The sequence below is a fragment of the Novosphingobium aeonii genome (assembly GCF_052279045.1).
Taxonomy (GTDB): domain Bacteria; phylum Pseudomonadota; class Alphaproteobacteria; order Sphingomonadales; family Sphingomonadaceae; genus Novosphingobium.
On record NZ_CP176833.1, the window covers coordinates 625158 to 641673 of the forward strand.

The following is a 16516-nucleotide window of genomic DNA, read 5'->3' on the forward strand; positions in this document are numbered from 1 at the left end:
GAGGCGCCGGAAGCGATCTATCGGGGTTAACACCGAGATTTCGGAGTGGTGTTGCGGTAGGACAGCCCCTGATCCCTCAATCGAGGCCGGTTACCGGCAATGGTTCGCACAAGGATGGGGGCCGCGCCCGAGCACGGTTGGAGCGAGCCGGCCTTATCGGCAAGGCGCGGCGCGGTCCCGGCATGGATCTCGCGCGGGTCTGCAGTGAAGAGCGTCAGCGCGGGGCGAGGCCGCGCACGATCAGCCGGGCGATCCCCGATGCGAAGGATAAGGCGGACTCCCGGGCGCCTTCGGGTACGACCTGAAACTGGTGATTGAACACCACGATCGACACAACGAATTGCGCCGCCTGGTTGCAGTCCGCATCTTCGGCGATCTCGCCGATCTGCTGCGCTTCCTGGAGGAGGATCCGGGCCGGTTCCAGGAACATGGACTGCGAAGCCTGCGTCAGTTCGCCGCGCAATTCGGCAAGCGCATCCGGGTGCATGGACAGCGCTTTCTGGAATGCCCTGGCGGCAGGGCGTTCGAGGAGATCGAGCACCGCGACCACATATTTGGCGATGCGGTCCTCCAGAGTGCCGGTCCTGTCGAACCTGATCGGCGCAGCCCCGCGCAGAACCTCCCGGACCGCCTCTCCGAACAGATGATTCTTGCTCGAATAGCGCGCGTAAACCGTCTTGCGGCTCAATCCGGCGGCCTGTGCCACCGCGTTTAGCGAGGCAGCCTCGCCGCGCTCGATCAATTCGGCGATCGCGGCGTCCAGAATGGCCCGATCGATGGCGGCGGCCTCTTCCAGACTTGGACGCCCCTTTGCGCGCGGTTCGCTCTTGGACTGCGATGTCATCGAATGTCTGCCTCCTGGCAGGCACTTAACCGTTTTCGCGATCCGGTATCAAACATTAAAGAAACACCATTGTATATTTAATCGCCGCTTGGTACCGCCGCATCCGGAAAAACGGGAATCGCGAGCAAGGCACGTCCATGGGTCTGAGGTTTGTCGGTATCGGGGCATTCGTGACCGCAGGGGCTGTGCTGTCCGCCTGTGCGCCTTCGGTTCAATTGCAGAGACCCGATCTCGCCGTGCCTGCCGCGTTCGCGGGCGGGGCGACGGCCGCGGCATCGTTGCAGGAATTTCCGCTCGACCGTTGGTGGTCGGCGTTTGCCGATCCGCAGTTGAACGATCTCGTCGAGACGGCTTTGGCCCGCAGCACCACGGCGCGGCTTGCAGCCTCCCGCCTCGCCGAAGCGCGCGCCACCCGGTCCGTCACGCGGGCGGGTACTCTTCCAAGCGGTAATCTTGCGGCCACGGCAACCGAGACGGGAACTCGCAGGCTGTGGGGCCATGGGGTCAATGCAGGCGGGGCTGACACTCTGCAGGCGACATTCTATCCCAGTTGGGAAGTCGATCTCTTCGGCCGCCTTGCCGCTACGCGCGAACAGGCAGACGTTGAGTACGCGTCCTCCAGCCTCGATTTCCATGCGGCCAGACTGGCGCTGGCGGCAGATGTCGCTTCGTCGCTGTTCGATGCGCGAAGTGCGGCAATCGATCTCGCCACTGCGCGTGAGCGGCTCGAAATCGCCGAACGGCTGGCGCAATCCGCCCGTATTGGTCTGGGACGCGGGCTGACGTCGGGGCAGGATGCGGACCGCCTCGAAAGCGATCTGGCTTCAGCACGCGCGGAAGTTCCGCGGCTTGAAGCGGAGCTTCAGGCGGCAAAGCGATCGCTGCTCATCCTCACCGGAACGCCGGACGCCGCCACAGACAGCCTCACGATCGAGGCAAGCCTTGCTGCGCCGCCGGTGCTGCCGGCGACCACGCCGGGGATATTGCTTGCCCGGCGGCCGGATGTCCTTGCTGCAGGTCTTGCGGTGCAATCGGCGGCGCTGGGGGTTCGGATCGACCGGCTCGCGCTGTTCCCGCGCTTCACGATAGACCCGGGCATCGGACTGACGGCAGCGACTGGCGGAGCAGGCGGGGGCACCGGGCTGTGGTCCCTGGCGGCCGGTCTCGCGGTCCCTCTGCTGGATCGCACACGTTTGATGGCGCAATTGCGCGTTACCGAGGCTCGGGGCAATTCCGCCGTCGTCAGCTACGAGCAGACCGTTCAGAACGCCTTCGGCGAGACGGAGAACGCGCTGGTCAGGCTGGCGGCAAATCGCCAGAGGATGGGCGATCTGGAGACTGCGGAACGCCGCTCGCGCTCGGCATATGACAGTGCCGCGCGCGGCTATCGGAACGGCCTCACCGACCTCACGACCCTGTTGCAGAGCGAACAGACCTGGCTCGCCGCGCGCGCTGCGCGTGATGCCGGAAGGCTGGCGCTCCTTACAGGCACGGTCGCTGCCGTCCGCGCGATGGGGGGAGGATGGGAGCCGGTCGCCGACATGCCGGCAGAGGCGCGAAAAATCGAGGCGCAGGGAGCGCAATGATGATGACTTCGAAGATGCCGGTTCTGGTTGCTCTTGCGCCGCTGCTGGCAGCGACGATGCTGGCAGGGTGCAAGGGCGAGGCGCCCAATCGCCAGTCCTTGCCGCCGCAGGTGGTGACCGCTGCAAGTGTATCGATGCGCGAGATGAACGGCGGTCTGTCCGCTTCAGGTCGTCTTGTGCCGCGCGAAGAGACGGCTGTGGCAGCCGATCTCGCCGGATATCGGATTTCAAGGGTCCTGGTCGAGGAAGGCGCTCTGGTTCGGAAGGGACAGACGCTGGCCGTACTGGACGACAGCCTGCTCGTTTCCCAGATCGCACAACTGCGCGCTACGCTCGCTCAGCAGCAGGTTGCCTTCGAGCAGGCAAGGCAGGAAGCTTCACGGGTCGATGGGCTTGAAAATCAGGGCGTATTGTCGAACGAGGCGATAGCGTCGCGGAAGTTCGCGGCACGCAACAGCGGGGCCGCGCGGGCCGCGACGCAGGCACAACTCAATGACCTGCTGGTCCGTCAGGCGCACCTTATCGTCCGGGCGCCATCCGCCGGTCTTGTCCTTGAGCGCACGGCCCGGCCCGGCGACACGTCAAGCTCGGGAACCGCGCTTTTCACAATGGCGCGGGACAACCTGATGGAGCTTTACGCGGAGCTGCCGGAAGCCTCGACAACGGAAATACACGTCGGCGACCCGGCTCGGGTCATCCTTGCCTCCGGCCGAACGCTCCAGGGCACCGTACGCCTGATCGGCGAGCGAGTGGACACGACCACGGGTCTTGTCATAGCCCGTATCGCATTGCCGGTGGACAGCGAACTGCGACAGGGCGGCTTTGCCAAGGCGACGTTCGTGCGGCCGGTCCGCGTGGCCACGCTGCCCGAAAGTGCCGTTCGCTACGATGCCGATGGGGCCAGTGTCATGGTCATCGATGGCAACACGCGGGTTCATCGGCAGGCCGTTCGCACCGGTCGCCACGCCGACAATCTTGTCGAACTCAGGGAAGGTCCGCCTGAAGGTACGCGGGTGGCGGTAAAGGGCGCTTCCTTCACGCTCGATGGCGATACCGTACGGATTGCAGGAGCGGTTCGATGAACCTTCGCATATCGGCCTGGGCGATCCGCAATCCCATTCCCGTTGCCCTTCTCTTCATTCTCCTGACGATTTCAGGGACGGTCGCTTACCTGCGGATGCCGGTAAAGCAGTTTCCCAACGTCAACCTGCCTATCGTCACGGTTACCGTAACCCAGAGCGGGGCCGCGCCTACCGAAATGGAGAACCAGGTCACCCGCCCGATCGAGAACGCGCTCACCGGTGTTCCCGGCATCAAGAACATCTCCTCTACGGTGACGCTTGGGGCTTCAGTAACCTCACTCGAATTCGAACTCGGCAGCGATCTGCAGAAGGCAACCGACGACGTGCGAACGACCGTGGAGCGTACGCGGGTGGAACTGCCCACCGGCATCGATCCGCCAACGGTTCAGCGCGTCGACCTCGATAGTGCGCCGATCGTCACTTACGCCGTCTCCGCACCTGGGATGAGCGATACCCAACTGGCGTGGTTCATCGATAACGAGGCCACGCGTACGCTGCAGGCCGAAGCGGGTGTCGGGCAGGTTTCGCGCATCGGCGGAGCGGAGCGCGAGATTACCGTGATCCTTGATCCGCAGCGCATGGCGGGCCTCGGCGTAACCAGCGCGCAGGTCAATACTGCGCTCGCCAGCTTTCATACCGATGCACCGGGCGGCCGTTCGGACGTGGGCGGGGTAGAGCAGACCGTTCGGGTGATCGGTTCGGCGCAGGATATCGATCAGATCCGCAATCTCTCCATCCCTGTCCAGGGCCGTTACGTGCGGCTTTCCGACGTTGCGGAAGTGGGCGACGGGCAGGGCGAGGTGCGCGGTTTCGCAAGGCTTGACGGCAGGCCGGTGGTCGCCATCCAGGTCTCCAAGACCAGCGAGGCGAGCGATGTCACGGTGGCGGACGGCGTGGAAAAGGCGGTCGAGCATCTTTCGCAGCTGCATCCTGCCGTCAAATTCGAGAAGATCGTTTCCACCGCAGACCTCACGCGCAGGAGTTTCCACGCGACTTTCGATGTGCTGATCGAAGGCGTCATTCTCGCAATCGTGGTGGTCTACCTGTTCCTGCGCGACTGGCGAGCGACAGCCATCGCAGCGGCGGCCATGCCGCTCTCTCTGGTGCCGACATTCATCTACATGGCGGCGATGGGTTTCAGCCTGAACGGCATCACCCTGCTGGCTCTCACGCTTGTTATCGGCATTCTCGTCGACGATGCGATCGTGGAAATCGAGAATATCGAGAAGCGCATCGAAAAGGGCGAAAGTCCGTATCAGGCCGCATTGGTCGGGGCCGATGCCATCGGACTTGCCGTGATCGCGACGACCGCGACGATCATTGCCGTATTTGCGCCGGTTTCGCTCATGCCCGGCCAGGCGGGGCAGTTCTTCAAGGAATTCGGCCTCACCGTCGCGGCTGCGGTGACGTTCTCTTTGGTTGTCGCCCGTTTGCTGACGCCGCTCATGGCGGCCTATTTCCTCAGGCCGCACCACCTGCGCAATTCCGCCGTGGCCGGAGGCAAGCTGGATCCGCGGCACGAGCGGGCGCTGGCCTGGGCGCTGGCCCGCCCGAAACTGTGCGCCGGCATCGGTGTCGGACTTTTTGTTCTGGCCATTGCTATCGCCGCGACGCTTCAGATCGGTTTTCAGGCAACCCAGAACCGGAACTACGTCTATGTGGCGGTGGAAGGCGCGCCCGGCGCGACGCGTGAGGATATGAACCGTGCGGTCCAGCAAGCGACAACCATCCTCATGGGCGAGCCTGATGTCGAAAACGTGTTCGCCCAGGTCGGTTCGACGGGGGGCAGCCTTGGCGGCGGAGGGGCGGACCTTACCGACGGGACGCTGACAGTGCTCCTGCGCCGCGATCGCTCGGAAACATCCGAGGAATTCCAGGCGCGGATCGGCCCCAAGCTCCGTGTCATTCCCGAGGCGCGATTCCATAATCAGGGTAATTTCGGGCAAGCGGCTGTCTCGGTTGTCATCGCGGGCGCTGACGGAGCGGCGCTCGAGCGCACGCAGTCGCAATTGCTGCGGGAAATGCGCAAGCTTCGTTCTCTTGCCGATCCGCGCCTGAGCCCCTCGGCGCCGGGGCCGGAACTTGTCATCACGCCGCGGCCGGATGAGGCCGCCCGGCTGAATGTCGACACCACGACCCTCGCCAATACCGTGCGCATCGCGACGATCGGCGATATCGACGCATCGGTGGCCAAATTCTCGGAAGGCGAACAGCGGTTGCCGATCCGTGTGCGATTGCCGGAAACGATGCGGGGCAGCCTTTCGGGGATCTCCGAATTGCGGGTTCCTACGAGGGACGGCAATACAGCGCCTCTCTCGGCTGTTGCGGATATCCATTTTCAGGCCGGACCCGGAAAGATCATCCGATACAATCGCGAACGCCGTGTCAGCGTGGAGGCGGATCTTGGCGTTGGCGAAGCGATCGGGTCGGCCATGGGCGACGTTCGCACTTTGCCGACGATGAAGAAGCTGCCCGCCGGCATCCACGAAGCGCATCAAGGCACGACGCAGATCATGGAAGAGATGTTCGTCGGCTTCATCCTGGCGCTGTTTGCCGGGGTGGGCCTGACTTATACCGTGCTGGTCCTGCTGTTCCGCGGGTTCTTCAAGCCGGCGGTCATCATGGGGGCTCTTCCACTCAGCCTGCTCGGTGCCTTTGCGGCCCTGCGCCTGCTGGGCTTCGCAATAGACATGCCGGTCCTCATCGGTCTGCTGATGCTGATGGGACTGTGCGCAAAGAATTCGATCCTGCTCGTGGAGTTCGCGATAGAGGCCGAACGGGACGGAAAACCGATGAGGGAGGCCTTGATCGAGGCCTGCGCGCAAAGAACCCGGCCCATCATCATGACTTCGATTGCGATGATCGCGGGAATGTTGCCGACGGCGTTTGCCATCAGCGAGGGATCGGAATCCCGCCAGCCGATGGCGATTGCCGTCATTGGCGGCATCCTGAGTTCGACCCTGCTGTCGCTTGTGCTGGTGCCGGTGATCTACGAACTGGTCGATTCATTCGAGCAGCGCCTGCGTCCCTGGCTTGCGAGACTGGTAACCCAGCCCGAGCCGCAGGATATGCGGAAGCCCGCCTGACCCTAGGCCCTAAACTGAAAACGGAGCCATTTTACCTCGAAGATCGATGGGGCCGGATCTGTCCACGCCGCCTACCGGTGCCAGGTCGTGAACTGGGCTGAGGACAAACGTTCGCTGACAAGGCCGTTCTCGGTCGCGGACGAGTCCGCATGCCCCAGTGCCATGCCTGACAGGATGATATGGTCCTGCGGAATGTTCAATTGGTGGTGGACCACTGCGCCAAAGTCGCACCACGCCTGCTGGGGGCAGGTTTCGAGGCCTCGAGCCCGCGCGGCGATCATGACGTTCTGCATGAACATGCCGCAATCGAGCCACGCGCCGAGGGCCATCTCGCGCTCCATCGTGAAGAAGAGACCTACCGGTGCACCGAAGAACTCGAAATTGCGCAGCATCGCCGCTTCGCGGGCAGGAAGGTCGTCCCGCGCGATCCCGTACTTTTCGTAGAGCGCATATCCGATCGCCCTGCGGCGCGACATATAGGGTTCTTTCATCGCGGGCGGCAGGTAGTTGTATTCGAGGCTTCGCTCACCGCTCTTCGCCGCGTGAATGACCGCCTCGCTCAGCTTTCTCAGCGCCGCGCCGGTCGTCACGTGGACGAGCCACGGCTGGATGTTCGTGCCGGATGGCGCTCTTGCGGCGATGTCCAGGATTTCCCGGATCGTGTCTTCCGCCACCGGATCTGGCAGAAAACGGCGAATCGAGCGGCGGCCGCTTATGGCTTCGATGGCATCCATGCCGCTCTCCGGTAGCGCAATCACGCCCGAACGCCCAATTCTTCCAGTCTGCGCTGCTTGAGCATGAATCTCTGGATCTTGCCGCTGGGCGTCCGGGGCAGGGCGCCTATGAAATGGATCGCGCGCGGGTATGCGTGGGCTGCATAGTGCGTCTTGACCCATCGTTGTATTTCCTTCGCCAATTCCGGGGAGGAGACTGTGCCGTCCTTGACGACGACATAGGCCTCGATGACTTCGCCCCTGACTTCGTCGGGAACGGCGATGACGGCGGCCTCTGCGACGGCGGGGTGCGTCGACATGCTCGCTTCGACCTCGAAAGGTCCGATGCGATAACCTGCCATGATGATGACGTCATCCTCGCGCGCTGAAAAGCGGAAATATCCGTCCTCATCGACGAGACCGTTGTCACCGGTCAGGTAGTATTCCCCGTTAGCGGTGAATTTTCCGGCTGTTTTCGCGGAATCGCCGTCATAACCGGTGAACCACATCAGCGGGCTTTCGCTGACCTTCATCGCCACGCGCCCTGCCTGACCCGGCGCGAGTTCCACATCCTTTTCCGGATCGAGGATGACGGCCTTCCAGCCGGGCATCGCATGTCCCATCGAACCGGGCCTTACGTCATGATGAAGCATGGGATGGTGGTGATTGTTGATGAGCATTCCGGCTTCGGTCTGTCCGTAATGGTCGTGTACCGTCACGCCCAGCACGCTTCTGGCCCAGAGATTGACCTCCGGGGTAAGCGGCTCACCGGCGCTGGAAGCGCAGCGCAGCCGAAGCGGTCCGCTTACGACAAGATCGGCGGAGCGAAGTGCCCGGTAGACGGTGGGGGCTGCCGCGAAATTCGTTACCTGTTCGCGAAACAGGATTTCCATCGTGGTTTCCGGTACAAAGCCTCCTTGGAGGAGGACGCTGGGGGTTCCCGTGGAAAATGTCGCGAGGATGCCGAAGTAGAGCCCATAGGCCCATCCCGGGTCGGCCGCGCACCAGAACACATCGTCGCTTCGGAGCCCCAGGCCGAACTCAGCATAGGTACGAAATGCCGCAAGAGCTCTCAGTGGCACGACCACACCCTTGGGATCTCCGGTGGTTCCGGAGGTGTAGATCTCGATGAGCGGTGCGTCCGGGCCGAGTGTTGCGGCCGGAAAGCCGGGTTCGTGTTGCTCCGTTATGCCGGCGAAGCTGTAGCCCTCCTGACCGGGCTGGCCAGTACTGATGACGAGAAGCGACGAGGGCATGGCGACATCGCCCTCAGCCGAAAGTTTCCCCCGCTGACCTTCGTCGCAGACGATCGCGCGGGCCCTGCTTCCGTTCAGACGCATGGCGATCGCCGATGGCGCGAAGGCCGTGAACAGGGGAACGTGAACGGCCCCGAGCCGCCATATTCCAAGCAAGGTGACCAGGTATTCGCGGCTCTTGCCCATCAGCGTGGCGATCCGGTCTCCGGGACGGAGGCCGAGCTCGAAAAGAGCGGCAGCAAACCTTTCGGATTCCCGCCGCAATTCGCCGTAAGTGATGTCTTCGGCGCTCAGGTCGGGAGAAATTACCCGATATGCGACAGCGCTTTCACCCCATTGGTCGCAAAGCAGCCATGCCGCGCTGGCGTCCCTGCTGTCGTAGATGGCGCGAAGCTCGGCTACGCGATCATGAGCGGCAACATGGCTGGCCTCGATCGCCGAATTGTCGTTGACTGACTGCATTCGTCCGCTCCTTGATCGCCGGCGCTGAGTGCGGGTTGAGGTGGAACTGCGCCTTCGGAACCGCGCTCTAATTTTATGCCTACCGAACGATCGGTAATAATCAAGGCCGGGCTTGCCAAGGCGAAAAATCATACTAAACATTCAGTAGATAATGCGCGAAAAGCGGACCACGTCATAAGATATGGGTCCGGAGATGCGCGTCCAAGCGGCTTGCGCCGCCGGATGAGGAGACGGGGGACATGCCGAAAATGAAATCCAGGGCACATGCGACCGGCAGGGCGCTTGGTCTTCTCCTACTCGCCGGCTGCGGGGCTGTTTCGTGGCAGGCGGTTGAGGCGGCTTCGACTGTGGACCGTCCGGAACCGGGCAAGCAGGGCGAGACCATGGAGGCCGAGGCGGGCAAGGTGCTGGCCGTGCCATACTCGAAAGGCGTCGATGTCGTCGGGCATTCCGACATTGGAGGGAGAACGGGCAACCTGGCCATGGCGTGGTCCGGTTCGTGCGCCTATGTCGCCTCGGGCATGACGATCAAGCCCGATGGGCAACTGCTCAAGCTTCCCGTCGATGCGACATCGGGGGTCGCCGTGATCGACGTAAGCAAACCCACCGCTCCCAAGACGGTCCGCTATCTGCAGGACAAGGGCGCCATTTACGCGACCGAAACCCTGAATGCCCTGACGACAAAGGACAAGGCCATCCTGGCTGCCAGCACTTATGGCGGCGTTGCCGGAATGGGGGAGCAGGAGGAGGGGTGGCTGTCGGTCTACGATGTTCATGCCTGTGCGGACCCCCAGCTCAAATCGGAAGTGAAGTGGCCTGAGGCTGTACATACGATCACGATTTCGCCGGACGGACGGTTCATATACGGAACCGTTCTCAACCCCTTCACGGGGGCTGGCGGCATCCAGATCATGGATATTTCCGATCTCGCCAGGCCCAGGTTCGTCGGCAAGTTCGAGGCGACGCGTCCCGATGGCACCAGCTTCCAGTTCGCGCCGCACGAGCTTGTGTTCAGCCCCGATGGTTCGCGCATCTATGTCGGTGTCACGACCTCGCAGGGGGCGGATGCGGAACACGAGTTTCGCAGTTCCAAGCCCGGCCTCCCTTCGCCCGCAGCGGTGGGCCAGGATGCCGGAGGCTTGTTCATTTTCGACAATAGCGACTTTGCGCAAGGCAAGCCCGATCCCAGGCTCCGGCTGGTCGGCGCGGCCCCGCATGCCGGGTGGCATTCCCCTGTTCGTGCCCGTATCGCGGGCGTTTCCTATATCGTGAATGCCGGCGAACTCGGCGCCTGTCCGGGGGCATGGCCGCGCATCACGTCCATCGCGGATGACAGAAATCCGAAAATCGTAGGCGAATTCCGGCTTGCGATGAACCGTCAGGAGAACTGCCCGTCGCCCAACCCCATAGAGAAGGCCACCGGGGGGATCGTGGGCCGGGCCGGGACGGCGTCCACGCACTTCCAGGATGTGGATGACGCCGACAATACGACGCTGGGCCTGTTCCCGTTCATGTATGCCGGACTTCGCATCGCCGATTTGCGCAATCCCGCCGACCCTCGCGAGATCGCCTATTTCAAGCCCGGCGATCCCTGCATGTCGCATGTCCATTTTGTGAAGGATAGCGGGCAGATCTGGTTCGCCTGCAACGCAAGCGGCTTCTACGTGATCGCACTTAAGCCGCAGCTGCGCAAATCGCTGGGGCTGTCGATGCCGCGCCGCGCGCGATGATCGGGAAGGGATGTATGTCGGCATGGACCAAGATATCTGGGATCGACGCGGAGTGCTGGGTGCTGCTTTTGCCGGCGCGGTGGGATTGACCTTGCCGGGCATGGCAGGTGCCGGTGAACAGGCTCCGACTGGTGCGGTCGAGACGACCTCGGGAAAGGTGCGGGGAACGCGCGCAGGCGGTGTATCCCGTTTCCTGGGGATTCCTTATGGAAGCGACACCGGATTGCGGAGATTCCAGCCCGCGACCGCTCCCGCGCCCTGGACCGGCGTGCGTGATTGCAATGCCCTGGGCCACAAGGCGCCCCAGGGCGTGATCACTCTGCCGGGGATCATGGGTAAGGTCGATCCCCGCGCAAGAGGCCTTTCGGTGGTGATGGCAGTCGCCAATCTGACCAATGCCCAGCTTGCGGAGAGCGAGGACTGCCTTGTCCTCAACGTCATCACGCCGGACGCTTCTTCCGCGAGAAAGCGCCCGGTGATGGTCTGGCTCCATGGCGGCGCCTTCGCGATGGGGTCCGGGCTGGACCCGATGACAGACGGCAGCGAGCTTGCCCGGCGTGGCGATGTCGTGTTCGTCTCGCTCAATCATCGCCTCAATGCCATGGGCTTTCTCTATCTCGGCGGCTTGCACGAGGATTTCGCAGACAGCGGCAATGTCGGGATGCTCGACATTGTGCTCGCGCTGGAATGGGTGCGGGACAATATCGCATCGTTCGGCGGTGATCCGGAGAACGTCACCATCTTCGGGCAAAGCGGTGGCGGGGCCAAAGTTTCCACATTGCTGGGTATGGGCCCGGCGAGCGGACTATTCCACAAGGCGATTGCGATGAGCGGCCCGATCGTCTCGCTCGTCACCAAGGCCGATGCCGAGGAAATCGCCGGACAGACTATCGCTCGCCTCGGCATTTCCGGATCCGATGTTCACGCACTGCAAAAGGTGGACCGCCAGAAGGTGATCGCGGCGGCTTCTGCGGTCCGCCTGCCATCAGCCGGGACAGGGCTTGCGGCGGGAACGCTTGCGCCGATTGTCGATGGCCGCTCCATCCTTGCCGATCCGTTCGACCCTGCAGCTACCGATATCTCCAGAAACGTGCCGCTCATGCTGGGTTCGGCGAAGGATGAGGCCACGCTCTTCATGGCCAGCGATCCCGAACTTGGCGCAATGAGCGAAGACCATGCCCGGGCGCGCTTTGCGGCGGTTCTCGGTGATCGCGGAGCGGCATCGTTCGATGCCTATCGCGCCGCCTATCCCAAGGACGATCCGAGCTACCTGGTGACATCGATGATGACGGACAGACTGTTCCGTTCGGATTCTATCGCAATGGCGGACCGCAAGTCGGCGCAAAATGCGGCGCCGGTTTACCTCTACCGGATCGACTACGAACCCCGTGTGGTCGATCGCCTGCTGCGCAGTCCCCACGGTACCGAAGTCCCGCTCGTATTCGGAACCAAGGTTCCGGTCGGTTTCATCGGCGAGGGGGCCGAAGTCGATGCGCTTTGCGATGTGATGATGGCGGCATGGCTCGATTTTGCGAAAACCGGAAAGCCTTCCGGCAGGCACCTTGACTGGCCGCGCTACAACGCCCGCTCACGCCCGAACATGATCTTCGATGTCGTGCCGCATCTGGTGAACGATCCCGACCCGGTCGCGCGCAGCCCGGTTGCGAGAGGCCGTGCATGACAAAGCGGAAAGGTCGCGCAAATCCTCAGGAGCGGCGATCCTCCATCATCGAGAACGCCATCGGAATGTTTGCCGAGCTTGGATTTCATGGCCTGACGGTCCACGGCCTTGCCGATCGCTGCGGGATGTCCGGTGCGGGCCTTCTCTATTACTTCAAGTCCAAGGAAGACCTTCTTCTCGCGGTTCTGGAGACGATCGAGACGCGCGAAAGTGCGGCGGTCATGCCTTTGATCGAGGCGGTGGAACAGGCGCAGGGAGAGCCGGCACTGGCCTGGCAATCGATCGTCGAACTGATGCGGCAGATGTTTCGCCGTTCGGTGGCGGACCCTGTCATCACGCGTTTCGTGCTGCTCCTGCAGGCGGAATCGCTGGAAGTTGGGCATGCGGCGCATGACTGGTTTCGCAATCGCGAGCAGTTGGCGCTTGAACTCCTGACGCAATTGCTCACCCCCTATATCGGCGAACCTGTGTCCAACAGCCGGCACATCATGGCGTTGATGCAGGGGCTTGCCCAGCAATGGCTCCGCCAGGTGCGCGGGTTCGACGTTGCTGCCGAGTGGGACAAGGCGCTCGAACCCGTACTGTCCCGCGGCAGGCTTGCCGGCGGGATGTCCTAGGAACAACGAAACCGGCAACGCGGCAGTGCCGGATCGGGAGAGTGGCGTGCGCACGTTTTTAGCGCTTCTTGTCTGTTCGGGTACCTTGGCCCTCCCGGCTTTGGCTCGTGCTGAGCCGGAGCAAGGAGGGCCAATCGCGCAGATCGTCGAGAGCGGCGATGCACTCTTGCGCGGGTTCCTCGACCCGCCGATGGAATCCCGGCCTCGAACCTGGTGGCACTGGATGAACGGGAATGTCACCACGGCCGGCATTCACAAGGATCTCGAATGGATGAAGCGCATCGGCCTTGGCGGTGTCCAGGCATTCGATATCGACTACTTCGCCACGCCCGTCATCGTTGACAAACGCCTCGCCTACATGTCGCCGGAATGGAAGGATGCATTCCGATATGCGGCGGGCGAGGCGGATCGTCTCGGCCTTGAACTGACGATCGCGAGTTCTCCTGGATGGAGCGTGACCGGCGGACCCTGGGTGGCTCCCCGCGATGGCATGAAGAAACTTGTCTGGAGCGAGACGAGCCTGAGCGGAAGGCGACGGTTCCGGGGGAAAATCGCTCTTCCGCCATCTTTCACCGGTCCGTTTCAGGATATCGTTCTTCATGAACCGAGTGCCAGCACCGCGCAGCGCCTCCATCCGCAATTCTATGAGGATGTCGCGACATTGGCGGTGCGCGAGCGGGAAGATCCGCCGCTACCCTTGCCGGTGATAACCGAAGCGAATGGGAAGGCGCTGGACGCCGGGCTGCTGACGGACGGCAAGTTCGAACAGGCACTCGACATAACGCGTGACCCGCAGGCAGGCGCGGCCATGGTCGTTATCACCTACCCGGTGCCTGTCACGATCCGGTCGGCGACGGTGTTCGTGCCGGGAAGCGCCGACATGTTTTCAGGCCCGACAATGAAGGTCAGTCTGGAAGTCGGTCATGGAGGTGCCGACTGGAAACACATTGCCGAGATCGTACCGAGCCTTGCACCTTCCACTGTCAGTTTCGATGCCGTTACCGCAGAACGCTTCCGCCTGACGATCAGGCCCGCCGGGCCCCTGAATCCCTACGACGCCGATGCGGCGCCCGGATACCTCGGCTATCGGCCGACTTCGGCTGGCGCGGCAAGCGCGGTGAAGCTGGCGGAACTGCATTTGTCGCCGCAAGAGCGCGTGAACCAGTTCGAAATCAAGGCCGGTTTCGGAATGGCCCGCGATTATCACGCTCTTGGCACAAGTGGAGGATCGGGCACGCAAGATACTTCCGGTAGCCAGGTGATCGACCTTACCTCGCGCCTGAAGGCAGATGGTACCCTCGACTGGACGCCGCCGGCCGGGACGTGGAAAGTCCTGCGCATGGGATACTCCCTGACCGGGCGAACGAACGGTCCTGCATCGGCCGAGGCGACGGGGCTGGAGGTCGACAAGATCGATGCGGAGGCCGTAAGCCGATATCTCAATACTTATCTGGACACGTACAGTTCGGCGGTTGGCGGCGAGCTCATGGGCAATCGGGGCGTCCGAGCGCTACTCACCGACAGCACCGAAGTGGGCGCCTTCAATTACACACCGGGCCTCTTCGACGCGTTCCGGAAGGCGCGGGGCTATGATCCGCGGGCATGGCTACCGGCGTTGACGGGCGTGGTCGTCGGTTCGCGGGCCGGCAGCGAGGCGTTTCTCTCAGACTGGCGCAAGACAATCGCCGAACTGCACGCGTCCAATCACTATGGGACGATTGCGAGGGTCGCGCATGAACGCGGGCTCAAGGTCTACGGCGAATCTCTGGAAGGTTGGCGCGTTTCACTCGGCGACGACATCGCGATGCGCCAATACGCCGACGTGCCGATGGCCGCCATGTGGACCTACCGGCGCGATCTTGGTCCGCGCCCCAATCTTCTGGCGGATTTGCGCGGAGCGGCGTCGACCGCCCACATCTACGGACGGCGCTTTGCCGCAGCCGAATCCTTCACGTCCACCCGCTACCCCTGGGCACATGCACCCTCCGACCTGCGGCGCGTCATCGATCTGGAGTTTGCCAGCGGCATTAACCTGCCCGTGATACACACATCGGTGCACCAACCGCTGGACGATCGGCAGCCCGGTCTCTCGATGCGGCATATCGGCCAGTTCTTCACCCGACACGAAACCTGGGCGGAAATGGCGCGTCCATGGATTGACTACATCGCGCGCAGTTCGTTCCTGCTGCAACAGGGGCGCTATGCCGCTGACGTCGCTTACTTCTATGGGGAAGAAGCTCCGGTAGGGCCGCAGGCGCAGGATGGCTACTTCACGGACACGCCGGCGCACTTCGGTTACGACTTTGTCAATGCGGATGCGGTGCTGTCCCTGCTGAAGGTGGAGGACGGCAGCCTCGTGGCTCCGGGCGGGATGCGTTACCGTGTACTCTACCTGGGCGGCAACAGCAGCCGGATGACGTTGCCCATGCTGCGGCGGATTGCAAGGCTGGCGGAAGACGGGGCTGCGGTGGTCGGACTGCCGCCAGAAGCATCGCCGGGGCTGGGAGAAGACCCGCAGGAATTTGCTGCACTCGTCGCCAAATTATGGCCCGTCTCGCTGGTGACCGAAGTCGGCAAGGGCAAGATCGTCGCCAGCCGCGATGTCGAGGAGGCGCTCGCCAGCCTCGATGTCTTGCCGGATTTCGAGGCCGCCTCGGGCGATGACCTCCTGTTCCTCCACCGCATTCTCGCAGATGGCGATGCGTACTTCGTGTCCAATCGAAAGGCGGCTGCGATGCGAACGGAGGCGGCCTTTCGGGTGGTGGGAAAAATCCCGGAAATCTGGCGCCCCGATACCGGCACGGTCTCGGCGGCCAGCTATCGGATCGACGGTGGGCGCACTTTCGTCACCCTGCCTTTCGAAAGCGAGGAGTCCTACTTCGTCGTGTTCAGAAAGCCGTCTGCCGGCCAACGACGGGCCGAGCCCGGCACGCGTTTCGACGCATTACGGGATTTGTCGAATGACTGGTCTGTCACGTTCCAGCAGGGCAGGGGCGCTCCTGCTGCAATCACCATGCCGCAGCTGCGTCCCCTCAATGAGGTGGCGGATGCGGGTGTTCGGTACTTTTCCGGCATCGCAACTTATTCACGGAGTTTCAAGCTAGATACCCGCATTGCGAAATCCGGAGCGCTCTGGCTCGACCTTGGAGCAGTGGGCGATCTTGCCGAGGTGCGGGTGAACGGCAAGTCTGTCGGCACCTTGTGGCACGCACCCTATCGCATCGACATAGGTCGGCAGATCCGCTCCGGGCGCAATACGGTGGAGGTGCGGATCGCCGATCTCTGGATGAATCGGCTGATCGGAGATGCCCAGAAGGGCCCTGACAAGATCGCATATACGATCATGCCTACATACAAGGCCGAGGCACCGCTGCGTCCTTCGGGGCTGATCGGTCCCGTCCGGCTGATGGAGCAGGTTACCGTGACTGGAGGAGAAGCCGGAAACCCATGAGAAGGCAG

Annotated in this window: 10 protein-coding genes; 7 read left to right on the plus strand and 3 right to left on the minus strand. The window is 62.9% G+C overall.

The features are described 5' to 3' along the window. Positions 1 to 214: 214 nt before the first annotated feature. On the minus strand, positions 215 to 844 hold the full coding sequence (locus ACLIMP_RS18495; RefSeq protein WP_054435515.1) for a TetR/AcrR family transcriptional regulator: 630 nt from the start codon (positions 842 to 844) through the stop codon (positions 215 to 217). Between the two features lie 137 nt (positions 845 to 981). Here ACLIMP_RS18495 and ACLIMP_RS18500 point away from each other — a divergent pair, with 137 nt between their 5' ends. Genes ACLIMP_RS18500 through ACLIMP_RS18510 form a run of 3 tightly spaced genes read left to right on the plus strand, consistent with a single transcriptional unit; the run spans position 982 to position 6598 of the window. Continuing rightward, a complete protein-coding gene (locus ACLIMP_RS18500) occupies positions 982 to 2430 on the plus strand; it encodes an efflux transporter outer membrane subunit (RefSeq protein WP_185999508.1) in 1449 nt (482 codons plus the stop codon). Next, complete coding sequence (locus ACLIMP_RS18505; protein ID WP_443478781.1) at positions 2427 to 3512, plus strand: efflux RND transporter periplasmic adaptor subunit; 1086 nt, start codon at positions 2427 to 2429, stop codon at positions 3510 to 3512. Before ACLIMP_RS18500 ends, ACLIMP_RS18505 begins: the two co-directional genes overlap by 4 nt. After that, the gene (locus tag ACLIMP_RS18510) at positions 3509 to 6598 is read left to right on the plus strand and encodes an efflux RND transporter permease subunit (protein WP_443478782.1); all 3090 of its coding nucleotides are present in this window, start codon (positions 3509 to 3511) and stop codon (positions 6596 to 6598) included. Before ACLIMP_RS18505 ends, ACLIMP_RS18510 begins: the two co-directional genes overlap by 4 nt. A gap of 71 nt (positions 6599 to 6669) precedes the next feature. Here ACLIMP_RS18510 and ACLIMP_RS18515 read toward each other — a convergent pair whose 3' ends face one another. Together ACLIMP_RS18515 and ACLIMP_RS18520 are read right to left on the minus strand one after the other, a co-directional pair. Continuing rightward, positions 6670 to 7332, minus strand: coding sequence for a nitroreductase (locus tag ACLIMP_RS18515; RefSeq protein WP_443478783.1), 663 nt, complete (start codon positions 7330 to 7332; stop codon positions 6670 to 6672). A gap of 20 nt (positions 7333 to 7352) precedes the next feature. Beyond that, positions 7353 to 9029 carry an AMP-binding protein gene (locus ACLIMP_RS18520; protein WP_443478784.1) on the minus strand — a complete coding sequence of 559 codons (1677 nt, stop codon included), beginning with the start codon at positions 9027 to 9029 and terminating at the stop codon, positions 7353 to 7355. Positions 9030 to 9268: 239 nt separating this feature from the next. Here ACLIMP_RS18520 and ACLIMP_RS18525 point away from each other — a divergent pair, with 239 nt between their 5' ends. From ACLIMP_RS18525 to ACLIMP_RS18540, 4 genes are read left to right on the plus strand one after another with little or no spacing between them, the layout of a single operon-like run. After that, positions 9269 to 10759: an LVIVD repeat-containing protein gene (locus ACLIMP_RS18525; protein WP_443478785.1), complete on the plus strand. Its 1491-nt coding sequence runs from the start codon at positions 9269 to 9271 to the stop codon at positions 10757 to 10759. A gap of 22 nt (positions 10760 to 10781) precedes the next feature. After that, a complete protein-coding gene (locus ACLIMP_RS18530; RefSeq protein WP_443478786.1) occupies positions 10782 to 12440 on the plus strand; it encodes a carboxylesterase/lipase family protein in 1659 nt (552 codons plus the stop codon). Then, positions 12437 to 13057: a TetR/AcrR family transcriptional regulator gene (locus ACLIMP_RS18535; protein ID WP_443478787.1), complete on the plus strand. Its 621-nt coding sequence runs from the start codon at positions 12437 to 12439 to the stop codon at positions 13055 to 13057. Before ACLIMP_RS18530 ends, ACLIMP_RS18535 begins: the two co-directional genes overlap by 4 nt. A gap of 25 nt (positions 13058 to 13082) precedes the next feature. Next, positions 13083 to 16508 carry a glycosyl hydrolase gene (locus tag ACLIMP_RS18540; protein ID WP_443478788.1) on the plus strand — a complete coding sequence of 1142 codons (3426 nt, stop codon included), beginning with the start codon at positions 13083 to 13085 and terminating at the stop codon, positions 16506 to 16508. Positions 16509 to 16516 lie beyond the last annotated feature (8 nt).